Genomic DNA, 23,286 nt, shown 5'->3' with positions numbered 1-23,286 from the left:
GACGTTTACGTCTGATCTGCCGCTTTTTAGGTTGTGTCCCGTATGATTCCTTCTCACTCCGCAACGATCTTCACTGGCAGATGGGTCAATGACTGTCCCGGAGCTGAAGTGGCCAGATTATTCTCCAGATCAAAGGACTCCACCGGTTCAATCCGAGCAATCTTCTCCACAAATGCTGTCAAGGCAATGCTTAGTTCCATTCTTGCCAGCGGGGCCCCTAGACAAAAGTGTGGGCCATTACCAAAGGTAAGATGTCTTTTGTTATTACGACGATGAATATTCAGCTCAAAGGGGTCTTCAAACATCTGCTCATCCATATTGGCTGCACTCATCCAGGAGATGACAACATCTCCTTTTTTCAAATCCACTCCGAGCAGTTGATTATCCTGCTTTACTGTCCGATGCCGCTTGGCATTATGGAACCTATAACGAAGCATTTCTTCCACTGCGAGCGGAACCCATTCGGGGTTCTGCCTGAGTTGGCCATACAAGCTCGGGTCATCGTAGAGGAAGGAATAGAACGTATTTGAAACCATATGACTCGTTGTCTCTATACCGGCTCCAAGCAGAAGCATGGTCGTGCGAACAACCTCATCCTCCGTGAACTTCTCCCCCTCAACATCCACGTTCAACAGATCGGTAATGATATCCTCACCAGGATGAGTCCGTTTATGAACCACAATAGGATACAGGAATTGATAATACTCTTGAGCGGCAGTTTGCTTTTTCAGTTCACTCTCCTCAGCCGTCTTGGGATTGATGGGTTGAAACAGAATATCTACCCAGTTTTTGAAGCGATGGCTGTCTGTAAGAGGGATGCCAAGCAGATCGGCCATAACCATCGAAGGTAGCGGAGCGGCCAATGCTTGAACAATATCAATGGTCGTATTTGGCTCAATATCGGCTACCAGCTGCTCTGCAATGTTGCGAATTCGTGGCTCCCAGTTTTTCAGACTACGCGGTGTAAAAGCAGCGGATAACAACGAACGACTTTTTTGATGACGGGGAGGATCGATACTTGATATGTTTAATTTGTCTGGAGGTGTGCCTTCATTGTTCTTTGCTCCAACGGCAATGGTCGTCCGGGTTCCTTCGGCCGAAAAATACTCATGATTACTGAGAACCTGCTTCACATCATCGTATCTGAACACATTCCATGTGTCTGTATCTTCGTGATAGTACACTGGTTGCTCAGACAGCATTTTTCGAAACCAGTGAAGTGGGAAAAACTCTTCAGATCTCGACTGAAACCCCGTAATGTCCTCAACACGTATCACTTCTTTATACATTTGGAATCCACCTCTCAGCATAGTTTCGTGATTGGTTACATGGGTATCTGAATTGACAGTTCAGCACCTGATTCCATTTTATACCATATGTTCACTTATTGATATAAACCATTTGAACAAAATCAGAAAAACCCCTTAATATAAGGGGTTTTCGTTTTATACGTATCGTATATTATTTCTGTCGATGTCTCAGAGAGATAAGCCATACGAGCCGATCAATCGCCTAGTCTCGCTAATGCTTCCTGTAGTTGCTCCAGTTGTTCAGACAGGGTTTCAATCAAGTTCTTCGTTTGGCTTGCCTTCTCCATTAAGACTTGCTCTTCAGAATTGTCTTCGGATGCATTCCTGATTGGTGATGACTTCAATTCCGACAATTCGCTTTTGTATGTTTCTTTTTTCTCCAAAGCTATGCGCAGTTTTTCTTTTGTCGTACCGATCTGATGCTCCAGATATACGATATCGGACGAGTTCGCTCCATCGGATACACGTTGTGAATATGTCATGACTCACCTCTTTCAATTTCATCCATTGCTTTGCCAACAGTGTAGGGCTCAATATCGATATCCAGCTCCATGCCGAGAGCTAGTTTCGCCAGTTGACTCCCGATAAAAGGACCCATGGTCAATCCAGAGGCTCCAAGTCCATTCGCGGTAATCAGACCTTGCCAGCCTGGGACAGCCCCCATTACTGGCAGAAAGCCAGGTGTGAACGGACGGAACCCAACTCTTACCTCCTGGAATGTGCTATTGGCTAGCCCCGGCGCCAGTTCCAGACCTTTATTCAAAACTTCCTGCATGCCCCCTGCAGTTACTCTTGTATCATAACCCTCCACATCACTTTCATGAGTGGCACCAATCACAATCTTCTGTTGATCAAAGGCCAGCAGATATTGATCAGAAGGTGGCATGATCACAGGCCAGCGGCCTGTATCCTCCCCATCCGTGACATGTAGATGCATAATTTGTGCCTTTTGATAATGCACTTTAAAGTGTATGCCGAGTGGCTTCAGCAGTTCGTTGGCCCATGCACCTGCACAGACAACGACTTCATCTGCCAGGAAACTCTGATCATTAACACTCACACCAATGACCCGATCTGCTTCGAATTGAAGCGTGGCGTCTCCATGGATCACTTCCGCTCCATTTCGCTGTGCAGACCGGATCAATGCATCGCGCAGCGCTCTTCCATCTATACGTGCAGCACCACTGATATGTACCGATTGATAACGTTCATCCAGCAATGGAAAACGTTCACGGGTTTCTTTGTCATCTAGAGGTGTAATGTCGCCAATCTCCGGCGCATCTGTTTTGCGAAGACGGGCCCGCTCTTCCATCTTGTTGATTTTGTCCACGTCCGTATGAATACTAAGCGCGCCCACTTGAGCATAACCGGTTTCCGTTTCTCCTTCGGCTTTAAGCTCCGCTATGATGCCAGGATAGAACCGCGCACCAGCCTTGGCGAGCTGATACCAATCCTGATTACGTCGCTGTGACAGCCATGGACAGATGATACCGGCAGCTGCATCCGTTGCCTGTCCTATATCTTTTCGATCTACGATGATGACCTCTGCGCCATGTTTGGCTAATTGATAGGCTGTTGATGCCCCCAGAATACCCGATCCGACTACGATGACTTTCTTCATGTTTGCATCCCTTTCCTTAATCACTCATTCGTTATAGCGTATACCGTTTCGCATTCTGTTGGCAAGGCGGGCGTACTTTTAGATCCATAAATCAAAGGCTGATCAGACCACAGTTCATACTCATTCATCCAATTAATAATTGTTGAAGCATTTATATGAAAACGTTTTATATATTGCCCGTCATTAAATTAAAATTATTCCATTTATGTAATATAATTCTTTCTAGGTTTCTTTTAACGCTGTAACCACGCCACTTACGCACATGATCCTTTAACGAAAAGAGGAATAACACGACGATGCCGAAACCTAGTATGGGGAATCCACTGGATACCGATATGCCGCTCATGATTACAGGGCAAAACCAGTTGACCGTTGATGAATTGATGAATTGGAGCGACCATTCACGGGATTACAGCATTGTACAGTGCATCGGAGGAACAGGGCGAATCGCAGCAAAGAATCATGAATTTTCGATCAAAAAAGGGACCGCTCTCATTTTGTTCCCGGAGGTAACCTACCGTTACCACAATCTGAGTGATTCATTACGATTTGATTGTCTGTCTTTCAATGGCTATTTATTGCCACGGTTCTTGCATACCTTGCAGATCGGGGAGCTGCGCGCCTTCAAGCCGGATGGAATGCTTCATATCCTGTTGCGTGAAATTACGTTGGCGCTGCAGTCCCGGCACAAGGATCAGATCTGGCACGTATCCGCATTACTGTACATGCTTTTGGTCAGATTAACCATTGAAGGTGAACGCTATAGTGCTTACGAACGTTCTGATGCCCGATTAAGATTGGATGAAATCATTACTTTTATCAAACAAAATTATCATCAGGATATTTCTCTCCCCATGTTGGCTGAGCAGATGGACGTTACCGAGCAACACCTCAATCGGATATTCAAAAAAGAATTTCAAATGACTCCACTAGAGTATCTGATGCGATATCGGTTGTTGAAAGCCAAGGAAATGCTCATCGAAAATAACGCTACGACCGCTCATGAAATAGCCAAAGCCGTTGGTTTCAACAGTGCCAGTTACTTTGGATCAGTGTTCAAAAAATACGAAGGGATCTCCCCTATCGAGCTACGCAAGCAGTATCTGGATTAAAGCGCCTCCATATCGATCTCGGCCAGCGAGGATAACCGCAGTTCATGCATGGCGAATTCCAGACCACGCGTTACCTCGTTAGGTACGATGATACAACGAATACCTGCCGCATTGGCTGCCTTCAAGCCATTAGGTGAGTCTTCGAACACAATCGCTTCGGAAGCCTCGATCCCAAGACTCTGGAGAGCAAGAAGGTACAGTTCAGGGTCCGGTTTCACTCGTTTCACATCCTCGGATGTATGAACGACTGTGAAATAATCGAAAATGCCTAATTTCTGCAAGTAACCATGCACCCAGTCCCGTGTGGAGCTGGAAGCAACCGCTAGCTGAATCCCCTTTTCCCTCGCAGACTGAAGCAATTCATATACCCCCGGAAGAATGGCAGCCTGTCCCAAATAGACTTCGTATTTCTGTTCAGAGAGAAGTTTGATATGATCATGATCTATCTTTTTTTGGAGCGCTTGCTCCAGATACAGAAATGGATGAAATTCCTCAAAGGATGTCCCCACATTTTTCGACCATAGCTCCAGACCAAGTTCAACTCCGTGCTCTTCATAAATATCCCGAAACGCATAATACCAAGGTGTCTCTGTATCAACAATGAGTCCATCAAAATCAAATATAAATGCTTTTACCATGAACCTGTTCTCCCTCCAGGGGAGCGGATTAGAAACGTGCGGTCAAGTCCGGATGAGTAACGTTCACCGATAAAAAGTGACACGTACAGCCCGTTCCAGTTGGCGACTGAACAACTAATCCAGCTCGAAGTTCCCCTTGTATCGGCATGCCGAAATAACGAATTAGTTTCCACTCATCCCCATCGGGTGAATAAAAGAATGATATGCAGCCCTCTACTTTGCGTATACGCAGATAGGGATTAGGTACGGAGACTTCAACCGAATTACAATCATCGGATGAACCATCACGTGTCACCACCGACACGATGGTAGGCGCTTTTCCATCATATTCAAAACAAATTTTGCACCAGTTACGATCATCCGCCATCACCATCAGACATCCGGAATCATATTGATTTTTCATATCAACGGTTAATTGGGTTGTGATTTCGAAGTCCTCAGGCACAGGTATGGACAGAAATGGTGCGGTTGCACGAATATGCTTGCCCGCAGGGTCTTGGAAAAAGTCGGTGTCCGCCTTCGCTTCCACCAGCACACCTCCCTGATCCGTGTAGGACCAGATTTCGGGCTCGTTCATCCAACTCCATTGCTTCCGTGCTTCTGTTGTCATTACGTTAGTCATTTGTTAGCAGCCTCCCAAGTTAAAATATGTTCTAGAGGTAGTTCTATTTTTTTCTGTACTACATATTCGCTCCAGATACAGTAAACCCCTTTTTCTACATATTTTTGTAAGGTTCCAGCACTTGGGAGTGCTTTTGCGGATCTGGCAGGAAGAACATGATGACCATGAGTACGACATATAGACCAAGAATGACGCTGAATAACAGTGTTGGATTGTGATGATAGAGCAGGCCCGTCAGGTAACCGGATGGAATGGCTGTAAGCGTCATGACGGTCTGCACGGCCGAGAACATATCGGCTTTCTCATGCGTACCTAATCGGTTCATCAGCAGGGAATCCCGGTACGTCTGCAAAATGAAGTTACCCGCAGCGAGCACGATTAGCGTGAGAAACAACATCCCTATATTCCCCACAGGGATCAACAGAAACAGAATGGCTCCGGCCGTGCTAAGCACGATGGAAAAACCAACATACTTTTCTTCCGAACGCCGCTTCAGTCGCGGAATGATGACCAGATAGAGCAACATGACGGTCACCGCGGTCACGACCGGAATAAAAGAAATGACACGGTCATCAAACTTCAACTGTTCCTTGAAGAAAATGACCTGGAAGAAATTCAGCTGCAAGATCAGATTGGATAACACCGTGATCAGAATAATCGGAAAAAGTCTCCGTTTGTAGAACGATTTTCCAAACAGGCGCAGACTGGAACCCAAGCTCTGAAGCACGCGGGTTTTACTATGCAATCCCATAAGTTCCTTGCCGACCTCGGTCTCATCCGTGTATCGGTTACGAATGAAAAACATGGCGGTCATGAGGATGCCCCCGACAAAGTAAATAGTGGCGAGTGTAGGCACAATACCATAATCAGCAATGACCACCCCGGCAATTGGCGTGAGTACCCCAGCCCCTGTAATAATCATGTTGAGAATGGCGAATACCTTGGATCGTTTGTGTTCCTCCACATCCTCTATGATCAGACAGTTAAAGGCGACCGTTACAAACTTGGATGTTGCGTTCAGTAAGTAGGCGATCAGAAACAGCCAGAAGTTCTGGGAGAAGGCCCAGATGAACATGGGAACACTCCAGGCAAGCAGATCAAAGATCAGTGTTGTCCGTTTCCGGCCCAGCTTATTCGTAATGGAACCCGCAAACAATTGAAAGATAAAGGCAAAATAAAGATTCACCGAATTGATTAAACCGATTTCTATGTCCGAAAGTCCGGCTTCCTTCATATATAAAGGAGCGTAAAAGAGAACGATCGTGCCCGGAATGGCCCATACCGGTTCAAGTAAAATGGAGTAGCGTGGATTCTTCGGCAAATCTTGAAGCAATTTCAATCGATATCCCTTCCTTCTGCGGTTTTCACCGCTGCGAATTCAAACTTCTCGCAGCGGCAAACCCGCTAATGTCTACATGCTTATCGTACCTTTTATAGGATAAGAGCTGTTTTGACCGAATTCATCGGCAACTTCTCTCCAGTATGCATGTCATAACCAATCGTTCCATTAAAGGCCTGTTCATAATCACTCAGCAGTTCCTTGGCTGTCACCATCTGTTCCAGTTCCGGGATACTTTGGGCAAATTTCAGTGCCGTACTGATCATCGAGTGATTAGCCACCGCGCCAATGATACTAATCCCATCATTAATGACGGCTGTTGATTTGAACGTCACCTCATAGCTGTCGTCATATCCCATAGGAATAATTTTGCCGCCTTTGGCAATCAGCTCAAACCCTACATGAAGCTGGTTACCAACCGCGTCCACTACAATATCAAACTTTTTGTTATTATTGATCTCATATACTTTATCCAGCGTCAGATCCTGAGGATAGAACACATGATCCGCGATCCCTGAAGCGAACTCTTTGCGGTATGGATCAACTTCCGTGCCTACGGTAAGCCTTGCCAATCGTTTGCTAACTAGCTGACACAGGGAACCGATTGCTCCAGAACCGAGGACCAGTACAGAGTCACTTGGCTTAGTCCCTGCTTTCATGAACGTCTGAAGTACACATCCCAGTGGTTCGATCATCATGGCCGTTTCCCAACTCATGGAATCCGGAATGGCATAGATATACTTTTCGTCCCCAACAAAATATTCAGCAAAGGTTCCGTGTGTCGTCATCCCTACTTGATAGTCATCAAAATTCTCGCAGTAGATGAACAGACCCTCACGGCAGTATGAGCAGGTACCGCAAGATTGCGTGGGATCAACCAATACCCGATCACCGATCTTGAAACCACGAACGTCGTCGCCCACCTCAACCACTGTGCCTACGCCTTCATGACCAATGATCGTTCCTTTATTTGCTGGCACTTTGCCTTTGACAATATTCAGATCTGTCCCGCAGATGCCGGAACCATAGATTTTAATTTTCACCTGGTTTGGCTTTTGAATGGTTGGCTCCTCAATCTCCTGGTAAGTCACCTGTTTGAGATCCTGATATACGAGTGCTTTCATTGAATAATTCCTCCTAGTCGATTGTTGATTATGATCTATGGATTAAGCTTCAAACGTTTTCGAAAGTTGCATCGCATGAAGATGTTCCTGCTTCTGAATCTCTTTCCAGTCTGACAGGATCTGCAGTAGCGCTTCCTCGACCCACAGCAATTCTTCCCGTGTATGGGCATCAGAGAAAATAAAGTAACCTTTGGTGAAAATGCCGAAGTGAGCCATTCTCTTCACCATGAACTCGCGGAAAGGATCTGTTTGGAAGTTATCTTCAGCCAGGGATTGGATGCAGAAGCTTGCATACGTCCCTCTCACTTCCAATTGATCCGTCAATCCGAGTAACACAAGTTCAGATTCCAGACGATCCATGATCCGGGTTGCCGGATCACGCCAAGTCGGCCATACTTTCGCATTTTTCATTAATCGTTCACAGGCAATGGCTGCCGCGAGCGCTGTCGTTTCGCTGGAATGGGCATTACTGAATCTGACCTGTCCTGACAAAGACATCAAGTGCTCAGGCCCCATAACCGCTGCGAGCGGTAAACCGTTGGCCATACCTTTAGAGATACAGAGCATATCAGGCCAGATGTCATATTCTCCTGCTGTAGCCTGCTTGCCCATTCGAATACCGGAAGTTACCTCATCGAATATGATAATGATGTCCAGAGACCGACATAGGTTTACGGCACTCTCCAGCGCGTCCTTTTTCCACTCGTTGGGGCATAGAACAATACATGCGATATCCTCGGGAGACGCGGTAATCTGGGCCTCAATTCGCTCCGTAGTAGGCTTGTTGATCCAGATCGTTGAACGCTCGATATCCACCGGTATGCCACGTTCTTTTGTCTGGCCACCATAATAACCGTAGGCAGACCAGTCGTGCCACCCATGATACGCTGTCGCAATAACCTTGCTTTTGCCACTAGCGGCACGGGCCAGACGCACGGCCCCACTCACTGCATCGGCCCCACTCTTAGTGAAGCGCAGCGATGGATAACGACCGTCGAACCGCTCCAGAATCAACTCCGCACATTCAAGCTCGATGTCGGCAGGTAAAGAAAAGCTTGTCCCTTTTTTCAACTGGTGAATGACGGTTAATTGGACTTCATGTCTGGCATGGCCCCATGGCGCCGTACCCATGGCCATTTCGCAATCGAGCCATTCATTCCCGTCGATATCTGTAAATCGGGAATTATAAGCCTCTGCACAACATACGGGTGTATGGCCCGGAAATAAACGTTCAGGTGCTTTGGCTAAAGTGCTGCATCCGCTCGGAATTACCTTTTCGACTTGTTCCAACCACTCCAGATTACGGGTAAACCGTACGGCACGATCGAGCGTGCTCTCTTTTTCTTTCACCTTAAGTACCTCCCTGTTTATTTTCGTTGTGAGTGTATTACCGAACTTTGGTTCCAGGCCAGCATCCATCGTATATGCGATCCATTGTGATCACATTGCCATACAGATCAATGATCAGATCCTTGGCTCGATGAGCATGTCTCATCTCAATCCAGTAGCGGTTCTCCAGCAAACGGGCGAAATTGTCCACCAAAAACAGTAACCGGTTCTCACTATGAATCAATTCCTTGCCCAGTACCTGTGGCAGCCAGATGGCCCCGTTGGAATTAAAGCGGTTTGAATAGTCCCGTACTTCGGCTACATTTGCAAATTCGGCTTCCTCCAGCTTGTTCCAGAATGTATCGGCATCACTTCGAACCTCGGCAAGGTCAATCCCGACAATCGGCAGATGCTGGTATTCCTCTTGGCTTTCCAGCTGTGCTTTCAGATGACTGAAAACGAATGGCCACACATCAGCCTCGATTTGACCGCCCCACTTTTTCCAGAATCGTGCCAGATTGTTCTTCCGGTTGAAGTTGCGGTGAATGCCGCTGCTGCGTTCCCAGTGATATGCTTGAATATTCGGATTAATGACTGTATCGTATCCGGCAGCTCGTGCCCGCATCTGATAATCAAAGTCCTCGTATCCGTTAAAGAATTTCTCATCGAGGTTGCCGATGGTCTCATACACCTCCCGCTTCATGCCAAACATGGCAAACACCACCAGTTGAACAGAGAAGGTTTCTTTTGGGATATCATCAGGAGATGCGTTCAGGAACAGGTGTCGGCCGATGGTGTCCGCAAAAGCAATGCCGCAATGCTGCACGCCTCCTGTTTGCGGATACAACAGAACGCCCCCAATCATGCCAATCGTAATATCGCTATCCAGTGTCTCTTTCATCATCGGTTGCCAGTTCGGTTGAAGAATGGTGTCAGAATCCAGGAAGAAAATGTACTCTCCCTTGGCTAGGCTCAGTGCGCTATTAATCGACACGGCGCAACCGAGTGGAAAATCATGCTGAAGAATCTCGATGGTCACACCTTCTCTTACTTCTTGCTTCAGTTTATCCAGATGTTGAAAGACTGCTGAGCCGGAACCATCGTTGATGAAAATAATCTGAGTGGATGGGCTTACCGTCCGGAGTAGCGAATCTGTGAACAGGTTCAAAATGTTATAGTCCTGGTTGACTGGCACAATAATGGTGTAAAGCATGGAATCCCTCCTGATTTGGGTTGATGGAATGAGTACATAAGCTGATTCGAACTGCACAATTGCTGGTGTTTCTGTCCGGCCCCCTCACTTGAATATTTTGTCTTTATTTGGTAATGATTTGAATCTACTAGAAATTTATATCATTTTTTGTAAACTGAAAATCTTAAATTCTGAACTCTGTTAATATTTGAATATGTGAGAAAATCAAGTTTTTGCAGCTTGCGCACTGAGAAACGCTTTTGTGAACGCAAAAAAACACCCTCAAAGAGTCTCCGTTCCTCATGTAACGGATTCTCTCTGAAGGTGTTATATTGTTCATCAAGCTCAAATTATGAATTACTTTATCTACAGTTGAATCTCTACATTTTTGTCCGGATCGCTGTATTTATAGATGCCCGGATTCAGTTCAATATGTCCATCAAATGGAATATCTTTGTAGGTATCTATATGAATTTTTGCAGGTGTCATCCCTTGGGGGTTAATTTCAGGAAAGACTTCTTTGCCATTGATCCGAAGCATTGTTTGGTTAATACCTCTGAAACTAGGCGTTTTGGAATATGACTCTACAATTAATTTCTCCCCATCCCTATAATAAGAAAATTGTATTTCAAGTCCATCGACAGTGAGTTTGGTGTATTGCTTTTGTTTCTTGGGTTCATTTAAATGAATCCAGTTTTTAGTTGTATCTCGTTTCTGAACAATGGCATCTTTTAAGATGAGTTTCATTGGAACATCAGACCAGTTTTGATACCACTCAGGAGATTCAAAATCAAACAATTGCTGATTATTTTCAGAACGCCCCCCTTTCGTGGCTTGCACCCCTGTGATTGTTTTATCATCTATAATCATCTGAATCGATTTATATTGAACAATACCTTCTGTATATGAACCTTCTTCATCAATTAAAATCTGAAGATTCAATGGAGTAATCACAAGTTGATCTAAAGTAACACCGGTTTTTGCTTGGAATTCAGGATTGGTATACAGTTTTTTCGTATATATCGCCTCACTTGCTTTTTTCCCATTTGCGACAAAATCGAATTTCCAAGTACCTGTCAATCGTTTTGCTGCTTCAACATAATTGAAATGAAGGTTCGCATTCGCCCAATCCGCTTCCGATATATCAAATACCTGTTCAATCAACAATCCTTTTTCTTCGTTAGGCAAGATGGTCGGAATAGCATCTACAACCTGGGACCCGGTATGAACTCTCAAGTGAGGTTTGACGCTTTCCAAATCTGATGCTGCTACCTCGACTTTATAACGGATGACCGTTTGATTATCTGCATGTCTAACCGATTCAATATGAATCGCCGGAAACTGTGAAACACCAGTAACCATTGATTCTCCAGTATGTTGATTAGATTTCAGGAAAATATCCCTATCCCGATAAAGGATAAGATTCTTTGCTTCGAATGTAAACTCTTTGGTACCACCTTTTAAAGTATCAGCTGTTTCATAGATCCCAATGAGTTTCTGACTATCAGGATCGTGCCCCAAATAACCATATACGTTCGCTCTCGCATCGGATTCTCCTATTATAGTATTTTCCTCAGTCGCAAATTCACTATATGGAGAAAGATCGATTGATGTGTCCAGAGATATGAGCATTTTCATTTTTTCTCCATCTGTTACAACACCGCTTAAATTCATTGTCACACCTGAACTAGCGGACTGAAGATCATATTGCTGACCGATACCATTATTTATTGCGCTTGCAACGCCCCGGCCTCCGATTCGATCCCAATCAATCGTCATACTGGCGAATACAGGAATAGCAACAAGTAAGAAAAAAGTAAAAATGATGCTTATAGGAATTGCTTTAGCTCGATATCCAGCAGGCTTTTGTGAAGAATTCAGATTGACTCGTCGTTTATGTGCTTCTTTTTCAATGGTTGTCCACATTAAGTCATAATCCGGATGAGATATATTTTTTTCCTTATTAGAATACTGATTCATTATTACTCAGCTCCTTTAGTTGAGGTTCAACCATTTTATTGAGAAGTTTTAATCCTTTGTTTAATCTGGATTTTGCAGTCCCTTCAGGTATGTTCATAACTTTAGAGATCTCAGGTACAGTCAAATCATTGATAAATCGAAGGACAACAACCATCCTAATCTTGTCAGGAAGCCCACTATATAATCCTCGTAGCTCTTCTTTTGTTTCCCTATGGTACACACCCTCTTCCACAGGGTTATAACTCTGGGATTTGGACAACAAATAATGCCGCATTTCTTTCAACCATCCAGATTTCCGTCTTCTCATAACGTTATGACACTCATTTGAAGCAATCCGCAATATCCATGATTTCATGTTCCTTACCTTAGTTCTGTCAGCCAAAATAACTTTGACAAATACTTCTTGGCAAATGTCCTCGGCATCTGCTTGATTCTTCATCAGATAATAACAGAAGTAATAAACTTGCTCTTTGTACAATTCAAAAATTTCTCTGTCAGTCATTCTATCCCCCCTTTGCCGTGTTTTCATTAATAAGACAAATAATGTTATGTAATCGTTCATTTTGTTTATAGTTGGTTTTGCTAAATTCACGGATACCTAGAATAGATTAGTTCAATATCGCTGTTTGAACAGGTCTATATACATGTAAACAAGCAAAAAAAGCCGCTAAATTAGCGACTTTATGAAATCATTTGGTCATTGAGTAACGAGCTGATGCTGTTGAGTTAGTCTCACCCCTATTTTCATCTCTGCTTAAATCCATGATAAAACGTATCCACCACAAGCGCAGGGGCTGCTTTTCTCGCGATATGACCACTTACAACCTGCTGCCACGTCAGGAACATGATGGAATACAACACATCGACAATCCAGGTTTTATCGAGATCGGAGCGGAAATAACCTTTCTGTTGTAACAGACCGACCGCGTGTAATACAGGTTCTCTCAGTTTCAGATCTGCTCCCTCAATCTCGGGATTATAGTTAATGGTGGTGTCATGAGCCAGAAAATAAATTTTGTCGCCTAATGGAATCAGCGCCTCGATCAGCTCAGGTATGTACTTTTCACAATGCTCCTCATCCAGTTGGATTTCTTTCATGGTCTCACTGACCACCTCGATTGCGCGTAATCCGAGATATACCATAAGCTGTTCGCGGCTTTCCACGTATCGATGTAACGTAGCGATTCCGATTTTTGCAGATTCCGCAATTTCATTCATGGAAGCATTCGGTTTTTCAATCAGCAATTTGGTGGCCTCGTCCAAAATGGAATGGAGCCTGGTTTGTTTGATTGTTGTCATTTCCTTTTTCATTGGTATTACACCTCTTGGCGAATTAGTCTACAATTGATCTAGTCATCCATCAAATGATTGGATGAGATTATAAAATTATAGCATACTTCCTCACGAGTAATACTAAAAGCCGCCATTTGGCGGCTCTTAACATGGTCATCTTTTATCTCATACGTACTTATAGTTCGATGATTCTCGTTGCAATATTTGCACAAAATTCACGATCATGCTCTACAAAAAGCAGGGTTGGCGAGTATTCCAGCAATAAGTCTTCGATCTGCATACGTGAAATGACATCTACAAAGTTGAGTGGTTCATCCCAAATATGCAGATGAGCTTTTTCACTAAGACTTTTAGCAATGAGCACTTTCTTTTTTTGACCTGCGCTAAACGTTGAGATATCTTTCTCCAATTGCAGTCTGGAAAAATCCAACTTTCGAAGTATCGATTTAAACAGGCTTTCATCAACCCCCTGTGCGGCCGCATACTCAGATAAATGCCCTCCGAGATCGGACGTGTCCTGCGACACATACGAGATTTTAAGCTGATGATCCTTACGGAAAAGACCTGTATAAGGGATATCTTCACCACAGATCAGTTTAAGAATGCTTGATTTGCCAGATCCATTTTTACCGTACAGGGCAATACGATCCCCTTTTTCAACCGTGATACTGACATTCTTACACACCGTATTGGAGCCGTATGATATCGACACATGTTCCATTTCAACAAGTTCCTGCTTGTGAAAATCCAGCTGATGAATCTGTAAACGTTCTGCACTCTCGATGTTTTTGAGAAGTTTGGATTTCTCTTGAATCGCAGATTGCTGCCTTTGTTCGATATTTTTGGAACGTTTCATCATTTTGGCAGCCTTGTGCCCAATATATCCTTTATCCACCTTGGAGCCGGAATTTCTCGTACCGTTTTTGGTCTTTTCAACTTCATGCGACCATCCACCGGTCCGTTTGGCTGAATCGGATAAACGCTTGATATCCTTTATTAATTTCTCATTACTCGCAAGTTCAAACTGATCTTGCCTTCTTTTATTTTCCCACCAAGCGGAGAAATTGCCTTTCTGAATCTCGATGTTACTTTTATTGATGGAAAGGATATGGTCCACGCTGTGATCCAGAAACGACCGATCGTGAGATACCAAAATAAATCCACGCTTGCTGCCAAGATAATTACTGACGATTTGTCTTGCATGAAGATCAAGATGATTGGTAGGTTCATCTATGAGCAGAAACCGATTATCCTTCAGGAACAAAGCAGCCAGCATCACCTTTGTTTGTTCTCCGTTGGATAACGTATCAAAAGGCCGATACAACACATCTTCTGACACTTTCAACAGGTTAAACTCGCGCACAACTTGCCAGTGTAGATATTCAGGATGAATCTCGCCGATGACATCAACGGTCATGGCTCCCTTATTTTCTACCTGGAAAGGAAAGTATTCAAAGCTAACATTCGCAGAGATATGTCCGCTGTATTCATATTTGCCAAGCAACAGATTGAGGAAAGTCGTTTTGCCTCTGCCGTTCCTTCCGGTAAAACCCAATTTCCAATCGGAGTCCAACTGAAAACTAACATTTTCAAATATATTATCGTAACTGCCTTCATAAGCAAAGGTCAGGTTGGTAACGTTGATTAAAGACATGCATATCATCCTTTTTATGTGAAATATAAAAGTAAACTGACGGGATTTCACCATAGAACATGGCATGGATTCCCTCACTTTAATATTTGAACATAATCAGAATTTAGATTCGCTTATACAATAAAGAAACCTGGCGATAAACCACTCAGCGCCAAGTAGATCTATGCATAGGAGGACAAAGTGTCGGATTCTGATTAGTCATATTGTGAACCATGCCACTGTTCATGTTTGTTGACAGGTCCACATAAACATCCACAACCTCTAATTCAGTCATGACTCTATCCCCCCTTTGAAAGTTCAAAATTTAATACAGAAAACTTAACATGGAATACGATATGGGTCAAGACAGTGTAGCCTCGATCTCATCTTCCATCCCCGTACCGTTAAACCATTGTGTTTTCTGGCTTACACACCTCTACGTAAATTTTGATGATGTACTCATCGGGGTTACTTTCTGCAAAATAAGTGAGCAGGTCCAGTGCATACACATGTCCACAGACTTGCAGTCCCTCTTTTTCTATCTCCTCTTTCATGAGGGAATACGTCTCCGGCATGCTTTCATATGAACCTCGATGATTCATGACGGCATACATCCCTTTTGGCTTAATCCATATCGTTTCCCCTGGAATGGGAGCTTTTATTTTGTTGCCAAAGTAATCCGGATAGTATTCTCCTGCCTCATAGTGCTCCTGAGTTAAGATCGTCCATACCGGAAACTCATAGTCGATCATCTGTTCATCACAATGGGTCCTGTATTCAATGAACTTACGGAAGAATTCCTTATCCCCATCCCCTTGCTCCAGTTGTACAGCAATAAAATACTCCAGCTCACATTGTTCGATATGCAGCCCTTCAGGAGAAGCATCCGTGGCTTGTTTCGTCATTTCAATGGCACCACTTAGCAGCTTTTGCATACGTTTGATTCGTTGTTGCTCCGACTCAAGTGCCTTTAATTTCTGTTCAAACAGCTCAATTAACAATGGTGTATTCTGATTTTGAATAAACGACTTAATCTCTTGGAGTGAGCTTCCTGCCTTCTTCAGCACATGTATGACATCCAGCACATACGTTTGTTGCATACCATAATAGCGGTAGCCCTTGGCATTGGTATATTCAGGCTTTAACAGCCCAATCTCGTCATAATGAAACAAGGTATGTTTGGTCACTCCGCAGATCTTGGCAAATTCACTGGTGGTAAAATGTTGTGCGTGATGTCCAGCCATCTATGGGCCCTCCATGGTCATATGTAGTCTAAGTTTTATCAATATACATGCATTATAGTGTGTAAAGAAAAGTTTGACTATAGGGTTACCCGATAGTTTAGTCTTTGAATTGTAAGTTATTCATATCGCCGGAGGGAAACATGTCTAAATTCAAACGTTGGATGATTCTTGTTATTGTCTCAAGTGCACTATTACTCATTGTGATGGATATGACCATCCTGTACACCGCTTTACCCAGCTTGACCCATGATCTCGGTGCATCTGCTTCGGAGAAATTATGGATTCTGAACGGTTACTCCCTTGTCATGGCGGGTCTTCTTCCTGCAATGGGAACACTCGGGGACCGTCTTGGTCATAAAAAAATATTTACCCTGGGCTTGGTCGTATTTTCTGTTGCTTCTCTTGCTGCTGCCTTTTCTCCAGTACCGGCTGTGCTAGTCATGAGCAGAATTCTCCTAGCCGTAGGTGCCTCCATGATGATGCCAGCAACATTGTCGATTATCAGAGTTACGTTTACGAATGAGCGAGAACTCGCACTGGCAATCGGCATCTGGGGTTCCATTGCATCAGGTGGTGCTGGATTGGGACCGATTGTTGGTGGACTGCTTCTTCAACACTTCTGGTGGGGTTCTGTGTTTCTGATTAACCTGCCCATAGCCATTATCGCTTTTGTATTCGCCTTGAAAATGATCCCTAAACATCAAGGGGATACCTCGAAAAAGTGGGACTTCACCAGTTCCATTCAGATCATGATTGCCATGGTCGGAATTATCTATTCCATTAAGGAATTCACAAGACGCGAAGGATCTCTGACACTCGCTATCATAGCTGCTGTGATCGGTGTTCTGTCCCTGATCATCTTTATTCGCCGTCAGAATAACAGTCCCAATCCGCTGCTGGATCTGTCCTTATTCAAAATCCCAAGATTCAGCACCGGCTTTATTACCGCACTGGTTGGCTTGTTCGCACAAATGGGTGTGCAATATATGGTCACTCAGCGGCTTCAGCTGGTGGAAGGCATGTCACCTCTTCAGGCTGGACTATTCACCGTATCCATACCTGTTGCAGCACTCATTGCCGGACCTGTTACGGGGGCCATTATGCACCGTGTGGATGTTGTATATATCAAAAGCTTCACTCTCTTCATCGCTGCCCTTGGCATGGGGACGTATCTGATGTATTTCAATGCTGGGTTCACCGGGCAGATTATCGGCTTGGCACTGCTTGGTGCAGGTCTTGGATCAGGGATGACCGCTGCATCACATTCCATTATGAGTTATGCCCCACCACACAAAGCGGGCATGGCCGCTTCCATTGAGGAAGTGGGTTATGAGCTGGGCGGAGCATCCGGTATTGCAATCATCGGCAGCATGTCGACCCTTTTCTACACACTCGCTATGAAGATTCCTGCGGGGATTAGTGTGCCAGCCAATGCGAAGGACAGTCTGGATGAAGCGCTTATTGCTGCCGAAAGCTTGCCTGTTGCGTCTGCTGAATCGCTCAAAAATGCCGCCTTTGCTGCATTTGACCAATCCTTCTTTGTTGTCATTGCAGGTGTGACCGTATTTCTGTTCATTGCTGCTCTGATTATGAGTTGGGTTGCTGTGCGGTTGAAACGAGCCCCAAAGCACAGCGTTAAAACGTAATGAAATTCACTTCATGAAACAAAGCGAGGTATATACGAAATATGTCAAAAGAAGAGGATTAACTCAATTAAATTAACGTCAAAAACCATTACCTGAGTTGTTTCAGGTAATGGTTTTTGATATGCCTGATAACCGAAGCTTACCACCATGTGGCACCTCACGGAAGGTAGGCATCCTCTACCTCAACTTTTCGTTCATTCCCCATCGCAATGTATCTTACGTTAATGACATTTCCTTTCTGAAAATGGGGAATATGTGTGATTGGAATATAAGTCTCTACAATTGTTGGGAAGGTGCGGCCGTCAACTTGGGTTACAGTCAGATCCAATCGCACGCCAGGCCTTCCATCCCTACTGGATGATGTCTGTACAATATCATGAATTATTGCTTCTGTTGGAATTCCGTCCATCAGAATGCTCTTGCGAAGGTGATGTTTCTCTTCATTGTTACGTAACAGTTTAAATGCCATAATCGTAGTGATCGTGCCTGTTGTAAGCCCAAAGACAATAATAGCAACAATAATAATTAATGTGACGCTCATGATAACCTCCTTTTAGTTGAAACTTATGTTAACTACTTCTTGTTTAGATCTCTTTTTCCTGCCTATTCTCTCTGAATCGGAAAACCTCAAAGTCAAAAAAGCCGCCTTAAGGGCGGCTTCATGCTGTGTATGTTCAACTCAACTTAGTCTACTTTCGCACCATACGAGCGCACAAACATAACGGCTTGTTCGCGATCCAAACGTACACCTTTGATATCCAGTGATTTCAGATCGATGCCTTCCAGGTTAGCCCCTCTAAGATCGGCTCCTTGCAACTTGGCTCTGCTTAATACAACTCGGGTAAGATCACAGTCTCTCAAATCCGCTTTGGTGAAATCCGTGTCCGTAAAGTCAGCCTCAAAGAAACGAATTCCTCGCAGATCCTGTTTCCCCAAACGTGTATGTCTCAGATTTGTGTAGGACCAATCGCCGTGACTCAGGGTAATGCCATCCATTTGCGCACCAGAGAAGTCTGAGCCTGTCATCTTGCAGGAGCTGAATTTGGAAGCAAAGAGATTTGCACCACCGAAGGTGCAGTTTTCAAAAGCCGATTCCGTATGAATCGAACCATTCATGGAAGCCCCTTTGAAGTCACACTCGATAAAACGACAGTTACTCGTTTCAATTTCTTCCATAGAAGCGTTCATAAATGTACACTGTTTGAAAACACAGCTTATGAGTTCTCCATAGCGCAGGTCACGTCCCTCAAAATGTACTGCTTCATATTCCTGATCCTTATATTGATACACTGGTTACACCCCACATTGTATATTTCTCCGTCTTTCTTCATTAAAAGAACTTTTTATACTATACCACACCCCTGTCAAGCACCTGCTTAAACACCAGCAAAAGTCAAGTTACTTTTTTTATGAGTAAAATCTGAAAACTAAAAAAGGAACGCATAAAGCGCCCCTCCAGCTCACACTTTTAACTGTTCCAATGTGGGCTTATATATATGAAACTCTCCAGTTAGCTGCTTGTTTTATTCCTATAAGAAAGCATTACACCAGTTTTTTGGACATCCTGTATAGGGATAACGAAGGTTTATTAATTTCTCCTACTCTCTGGTATCCCAAACGCTCGTAGAGTTTAATAGCTAGTAGGTTTTCCTTTTTAACCGTAAGTGAGGATTTGGACAGACCTTGTGTTATAGCTTGCTCCTCAGCAAAATGAATGAGCTGTGTTCCTACACCAAGTCCTCTGCTTTCTGGCAACGTAGCCAATGTCCCGATGTGGTACTCGTCGTTCTCCGCTTCTTTTAATGTCACCATGGAGTAGAACTCTTTCCAGTGTTGGAGATTATACTTAATCAAGCTCCATTTCCGAAGTTCAAACAGCTTGGAGAACGTTGGCAAAGCAAGTTTGTTCATTATAGTGGTCGGATAACATACGATCATGCCCAGCGTTTGGTTACCCATTTTAGCTTCATAAGCATATTGGTGACTGAATCGGTTCTGATTTGAACGCCATAACTTGTTAAATGTTTTCTCTATAATGCCTTTGTCCTTGGTACCTGCAAGCGAATAGGCCATATATTCAAGTGCCATCTGATTTAGTTGCCCGCCGACTAATGATTGTGGACTGGCTTTTGTTATGGAAATCTTATTCATCGCTGTCACTCCTCTAGGTAGCTGAAATTGGACTAAAGCTTGGCAACAGGTTGGTTGAATGATAACCCCTCAACGATCACATTCACCGTATCAATGGTTAATCCGGTCAGCTGTTCCACATGTAATCTCACATTGTTTTGCAATTCCCTGCAGACTTCATGCACTTTTGTTCCATAACAAACGACAACCTTTACGTTTATCTCCAGTCTTGATTCTACCTTGCGGATATCTATGCCATTTTGTAGACTTTTCCCGCTCCACTTTTTGGTGATGCCTTCTATAAGTCCTGTCGACATGGAGGAAATCTCACTGGTGGTATTCGCAATCTTGCCGACAATTTTGGAGATCACATCATCCGATATTTGAATTTTTCCCAAAACATTTTGAATGGACATCCTAGGTCCCCCTCTTTACACCCGCATTTTTGATAGATAATAATATCATTTAATATAAATATAAATCATATAAAGTCAAATTTCAACTTTTGAATTGAGTCATCCTCATTTCTACCTGTACATAGCAAAAAAACCGCGATCATCGCGGCTTCTTCTTGGTCCATATTAAGGGAACTTCAATTGAATACGGACAGGAATGCGGGAGGATATCCCACTCTCTTTGCTACCTTCTTCTGCTGCCTCTGTTTCTTCTGCTTGCACGATCCACTGCCTGCCAATTAACGATTGTAGCAGTTCAATCTCTTGTGCGGTCAAACGAATATTCTTCAGAGACAACTCATCTTGAACGTAATCCCGATCCACCTTACGGTCAAACCGGAAATCGAGCAATCGTTTCAACCCGTTAATATGCAAAAACTTGAACTCATAACCTTGACGTATCGCCTTTTCCCAATCGTCTCCGATATCATCTGCTGTCTGTAGTCTTTCATCAAAATCCATCGCGGATTCCTTAACCAGAGGCAACAAACGGGAATAGTCTCGACGTTGTAAACATTCAATAATCACTTCTTTTGGTTCCCCACTTGTCAGAACATTCTCTACAAGAAGCCCTACAGGAATGGACAGCTGAGTTCGATTCATTGCTCGCCCTCCTCATTCCCGAGGTACTGATTGAACCAGGCATTCACCTGTTCGAAGCTATCGATACGTAATGAAGGTTTACCGCTTTTCAGCAAACTGTGGTTGGAGCCCGGATAACGAATCAGTTTGGTCTTTTTGCCATATCGTTTTAGCGTAGTATATAATTCCTCCGCTTGCGCAATCGGTGTCCGATAGTCCTGCTCTCCGTGCATGATCAGAAGTGGCGTCTCAATGTGATGTGCATGGGCAAGAGGTGAGCGAGACCACAGGTATTCAGCGTTTTCCGCCGGATTACCACCAATGACTCCCTCGACATAGGAAATTCCGATATCACTCGTTCCATACATGGACAACCAGTTGGAGATACAACGCTGGGTTACAGCCGCCTTGAAACGGTGGGTATGCGCTACAATCCAGTTGGTCATCACTCCGCCATAACTGCCACCCGCTACACCCAGACGTGATGCATCAATGAAATCGTATGTAGCCAGGGCATAATCAACAGCTTCCATCAGATCCCGGTAATCCCCTCCGGCAAAGTCACCACGGCAAGCTCTGGCAAACTCCTGACCGTATCCCATACTTCCGCGAGGATTGATCCACAGCACAGCATAACCTTGCGCAACGAGTGTCTGCATCTCATGACTATATGTTCCCGTATACATTGCGTGGGGTCCACCATGAATCTGCAAAATCAGTGGCAGTTTTCCATCGGTGTCGCGTATTGCCGGTGTAGCTAACCAACCTTGAAGCGGCCATCCATCGGAGGACGTAAACTCTACACGGACTGGCACATTTACAGCCAATTCAGCCATGAATTCATCATTACGCCGGGTGAGTCTGAACATTTCACCACTGTCGATATCCACGCGATATAACTCTCCAGGGCGTTCATCCGTTAACGCAGCGATAATCAGCGAGGTACCATCTGGCGTTAAGGTATACTGATACACATCCTTTTCACCAGCGCCCGTCACAGCTTGATAATTCCCATCTTCTTGAATGCGATACACGTCCACATTCCCGTTATGTGTTCCGAGTACATATACACCACGTTCTGGATGATGGGCATCCGAGATAGGAGAAGGTGACGCACCTGCCGACTTCATATCTCCAAGCGCCGCGTTACCAATCTGCATATCTAATTGAGGTGCGATTGGCCTGGGTATACCTCGATGAACGGGAACACCGTATAAGCTGTTGTGGCTCCCGCTTCCATACTCACGATCACTGGCGATCAGGATCAGCCGCTGCCCGTCGGACGAATAGGAGAATTGGCTTATCGCCAGACTGGAATCCGTCACTTTGAACAGATCACTCTCTCCCAATCGAATGCTGTATACATCGGTAAAGTACAGCAGATCCGCATCAAGCTCCTCGTCCTCTACTTGTTTCGAAATGAAAGAAAGCTGCTTGCTATCTGGCGACCATGCTGGAGCACTGATATTCCATAGCCCGGAAGTCACCTGCGTGATCTCCCCGCTTTTGATCTCATATACAAACAACTGGCTGTATTGACCATCCCACCAACCAGCCCCTTCCGCCTTCGGCGTTGTACGCTCGAAGACTTTACCTCGCAGCTCAGATACAGACTCCTGTTGGACGTCTGCTTTCTTCTGTTGGTCCTCCGGTTGTACTTTGCTGGTAAACGCAATGTACTGCCCGTTCGGTGACCAGATATAACTTGAAATTTTACGTGCGGGAGATATCAGCATGACAGGCTCTTTTTGATCTGAATGGAGCGTCCATAGTCCTTTGCCACCATCCACTGAGCGAATGAATGTGAGCTGTGTGCCATCCGGCGACCAAGCAGGTGAGGAATCCTTTGTTCCATCCGAAAGTGCAATATCTTCATCACCATCGAGGGAAATCCCTCGAATTTGCGTGTTATATTCGTTTTTATCCTGATCTATGGTCTGTTCCACATAAGCCACTTGTCCGTTAGGACTGATCACCGGCTGACTTATCCAACGATAATGACGCAGATCCTCCGGCATAATTGGTCTTTGATTCAT

The 23,286-nt window shown here is 44.4% G+C and carries 22 protein-coding genes; 2 read left to right on the top strand and 20 right to left on the bottom strand.

Going from position 1 to position 23,286, the window contains the following annotated elements:
• Window positions 1-53 precede the first annotated feature (53 nt).
• The 3 genes from NSQ20_RS15405 to NSQ20_RS15395 all read right to left on the bottom strand — a co-directional run bounded on the left by NSQ20_RS15405 (window position 54) and on the right by NSQ20_RS15395 (window position 2,931).
• Window positions 54-1,289, bottom strand: coding sequence for a cytochrome P450 (locus tag NSQ20_RS15405; protein ID WP_315371142.1), 1,236 nt, complete (start codon window positions 1,287-1,289; stop codon window positions 54-56).
• Window positions 1,290-1,504: 215 nt separating this feature from the next.
• On the bottom strand, window positions 1,505-1,792 hold the full coding sequence (locus tag NSQ20_RS15400) for a hypothetical protein (RefSeq protein ID WP_340032909.1): 288 nt from the start codon (window positions 1,790-1,792) through the stop codon (window positions 1,505-1,507).
• A complete protein-coding gene (locus NSQ20_RS15395; protein ID WP_340020292.1) occupies window positions 1,789-2,931 on the bottom strand; it encodes an FAD-binding oxidoreductase in 1,143 nt (380 codons plus the stop codon). The genes NSQ20_RS15400 and NSQ20_RS15395 overlap by 4 nt, the downstream gene beginning before the upstream one ends.
• A 296-nt stretch (window positions 2,932-3,227) precedes the next feature.
• On the opposite strand from NSQ20_RS15395, the gene NSQ20_RS15390 reads away from it, so the two are divergent.
• A complete protein-coding gene (locus tag NSQ20_RS15390; RefSeq protein WP_340020291.1) occupies window positions 3,228-4,043 on the top strand; it encodes an AraC family transcriptional regulator in 816 nt (271 codons plus the stop codon).
• On the opposite strand, the gene NSQ20_RS15385 is transcribed toward NSQ20_RS15390, so the two are convergent.
• The 11 genes from NSQ20_RS15385 to NSQ20_RS15335 form a co-directional block, all read right to left on the bottom strand.
• A complete protein-coding gene (locus NSQ20_RS15385) occupies window positions 4,040-4,681 on the bottom strand; it encodes an HAD family hydrolase (RefSeq protein WP_127548321.1) in 642 nt (213 codons plus the stop codon). The two genes, NSQ20_RS15390 and NSQ20_RS15385, sit on opposite strands and share 4 nt — an antisense overlap.
• A gap of 28 nt (window positions 4,682-4,709) precedes the next feature.
• The gene (locus tag NSQ20_RS15380) at window positions 4,710-5,303 is read right to left on the bottom strand and encodes a DUF1349 domain-containing protein (RefSeq protein ID WP_340020290.1); all 594 of its coding nucleotides are present in this window, start codon (window positions 5,301-5,303) and stop codon (window positions 4,710-4,712) included.
• 94 nt (window positions 5,304-5,397) lie between these two features.
• Window positions 5,398-6,642, bottom strand: a complete 1,245-nt coding sequence (locus NSQ20_RS15375) for an MFS transporter (RefSeq protein WP_101314042.1) — start codon at window positions 6,640-6,642, stop codon at window positions 5,398-5,400.
• 92 nt (window positions 6,643-6,734) lie between these two features.
• Window positions 6,735-7,766 carry an alcohol dehydrogenase catalytic domain-containing protein gene (locus tag NSQ20_RS15370; protein ID WP_036608226.1) on the bottom strand — a complete coding sequence of 344 codons (1,032 nt, stop codon included), beginning with the start codon at window positions 7,764-7,766 and terminating at the stop codon, window positions 6,735-6,737.
• 42 nt (window positions 7,767-7,808) lie between these two features.
• The gene (locus tag NSQ20_RS15365; protein WP_127545908.1) at window positions 7,809-9,116 is read right to left on the bottom strand and encodes an aminotransferase class III-fold pyridoxal phosphate-dependent enzyme; all 1,308 of its coding nucleotides are present in this window, start codon (window positions 9,114-9,116) and stop codon (window positions 7,809-7,811) included.
• A 37-nt stretch (window positions 9,117-9,153) separates the two neighbouring features.
• Window positions 9,154-10,308, bottom strand: a complete 1,155-nt coding sequence (locus NSQ20_RS15360) for a glycosyltransferase (protein WP_076249421.1) — start codon at window positions 10,306-10,308, stop codon at window positions 9,154-9,156.
• Between the two features lie 345 nt (window positions 10,309-10,653).
• Window positions 10,654-12,267 (bottom strand): RNA polymerase subunit sigma, encoded by a 1,614-nt coding sequence (locus NSQ20_RS15355; RefSeq protein ID WP_076327700.1) that lies wholly within the window; start codon window positions 12,265-12,267, stop codon window positions 10,654-10,656.
• Window positions 12,251-12,769 (bottom strand): RNA polymerase sigma factor, encoded by a 519-nt coding sequence (locus NSQ20_RS15350; protein ID WP_036670797.1) that lies wholly within the window; start codon window positions 12,767-12,769, stop codon window positions 12,251-12,253. The genes NSQ20_RS15355 and NSQ20_RS15350 overlap by 17 nt, the downstream gene beginning before the upstream one ends.
• A gap of 242 nt (window positions 12,770-13,011) precedes the next feature.
• A complete protein-coding gene (locus tag NSQ20_RS15345) occupies window positions 13,012-13,578 on the bottom strand; it encodes a helix-turn-helix domain-containing protein (RefSeq protein ID WP_036608234.1) in 567 nt (188 codons plus the stop codon).
• A gap of 157 nt (window positions 13,579-13,735) precedes the next feature.
• Window positions 13,736-15,214 (bottom strand): ABC-F type ribosomal protection protein, encoded by a 1,479-nt coding sequence (abc-f, locus tag NSQ20_RS15340; RefSeq protein ID WP_076327701.1) that lies wholly within the window; start codon window positions 15,212-15,214, stop codon window positions 13,736-13,738.
• 383 nt (window positions 15,215-15,597) lie between these two features.
• A complete protein-coding gene (locus NSQ20_RS15335) occupies window positions 15,598-16,437 on the bottom strand; it encodes a MerR family transcriptional regulator (protein ID WP_076327702.1) in 840 nt (279 codons plus the stop codon).
• 140 nt (window positions 16,438-16,577) lie between these two features.
• Here NSQ20_RS15335 and NSQ20_RS15330 point away from each other — a divergent pair, with 140 nt between their 5' ends.
• Entirely contained in the window at window positions 16,578-18,083 is a 1,506-nt protein-coding gene (locus NSQ20_RS15330) for an MFS transporter (RefSeq protein WP_340032908.1), read from the top strand.
• Between the two features lie 157 nt (window positions 18,084-18,240).
• Here NSQ20_RS15330 and NSQ20_RS15325 read toward each other — a convergent pair whose 3' ends face one another.
• The 6 genes from NSQ20_RS15325 to NSQ20_RS15300 form a co-directional block, all read right to left on the bottom strand.
• Entirely contained in the window at window positions 18,241-18,624 is a 384-nt protein-coding gene (locus tag NSQ20_RS15325) for a hypothetical protein (protein ID WP_340032907.1), read from the bottom strand.
• 143 nt (window positions 18,625-18,767) lie between these two features.
• Window positions 18,768-19,373 carry a pentapeptide repeat-containing protein gene (locus tag NSQ20_RS15320; RefSeq protein ID WP_076327705.1) on the bottom strand — a complete coding sequence of 202 codons (606 nt, stop codon included), beginning with the start codon at window positions 19,371-19,373 and terminating at the stop codon, window positions 18,768-18,770.
• 252 nt (window positions 19,374-19,625) lie between these two features.
• Window positions 19,626-20,234, bottom strand: coding sequence for an N-acetyltransferase (locus NSQ20_RS15315; RefSeq protein WP_076327706.1), 609 nt, complete (start codon window positions 20,232-20,234; stop codon window positions 19,626-19,628).
• A gap of 32 nt (window positions 20,235-20,266) precedes the next feature.
• Window positions 20,267-20,629, bottom strand: a complete 363-nt coding sequence (locus NSQ20_RS15310; RefSeq protein WP_076327707.1) for an Asp23/Gls24 family envelope stress response protein — start codon at window positions 20,627-20,629, stop codon at window positions 20,267-20,269.
• Window positions 20,630-20,794: 165 nt separating this feature from the next.
• Entirely contained in the window at window positions 20,795-21,271 is a 477-nt protein-coding gene (locus tag NSQ20_RS15305) for a hypothetical protein (RefSeq protein WP_076327708.1), read from the bottom strand.
• Window positions 21,268-23,286: a S9 family peptidase gene (locus NSQ20_RS15300; RefSeq protein WP_340032906.1), complete on the bottom strand. Its 2,019-nt coding sequence runs from the start codon at window positions 23,284-23,286 to the stop codon at window positions 21,268-21,270. The genes NSQ20_RS15305 and NSQ20_RS15300 overlap by 4 nt, the downstream gene beginning before the upstream one ends.

Origin of the sequence: Paenibacillus sp. FSL K6-1122 (assembly GCF_037977015.1) — a bacterium.
GTDB lineage: Bacteria > Bacillota > Bacilli > Paenibacillales > Paenibacillaceae > Paenibacillus > Paenibacillus amylolyticus.
The sequence above is the reverse complement of the archived record's forward strand: the minus strand, read 5'-3'. Positions and strand labels throughout refer to the sequence as shown.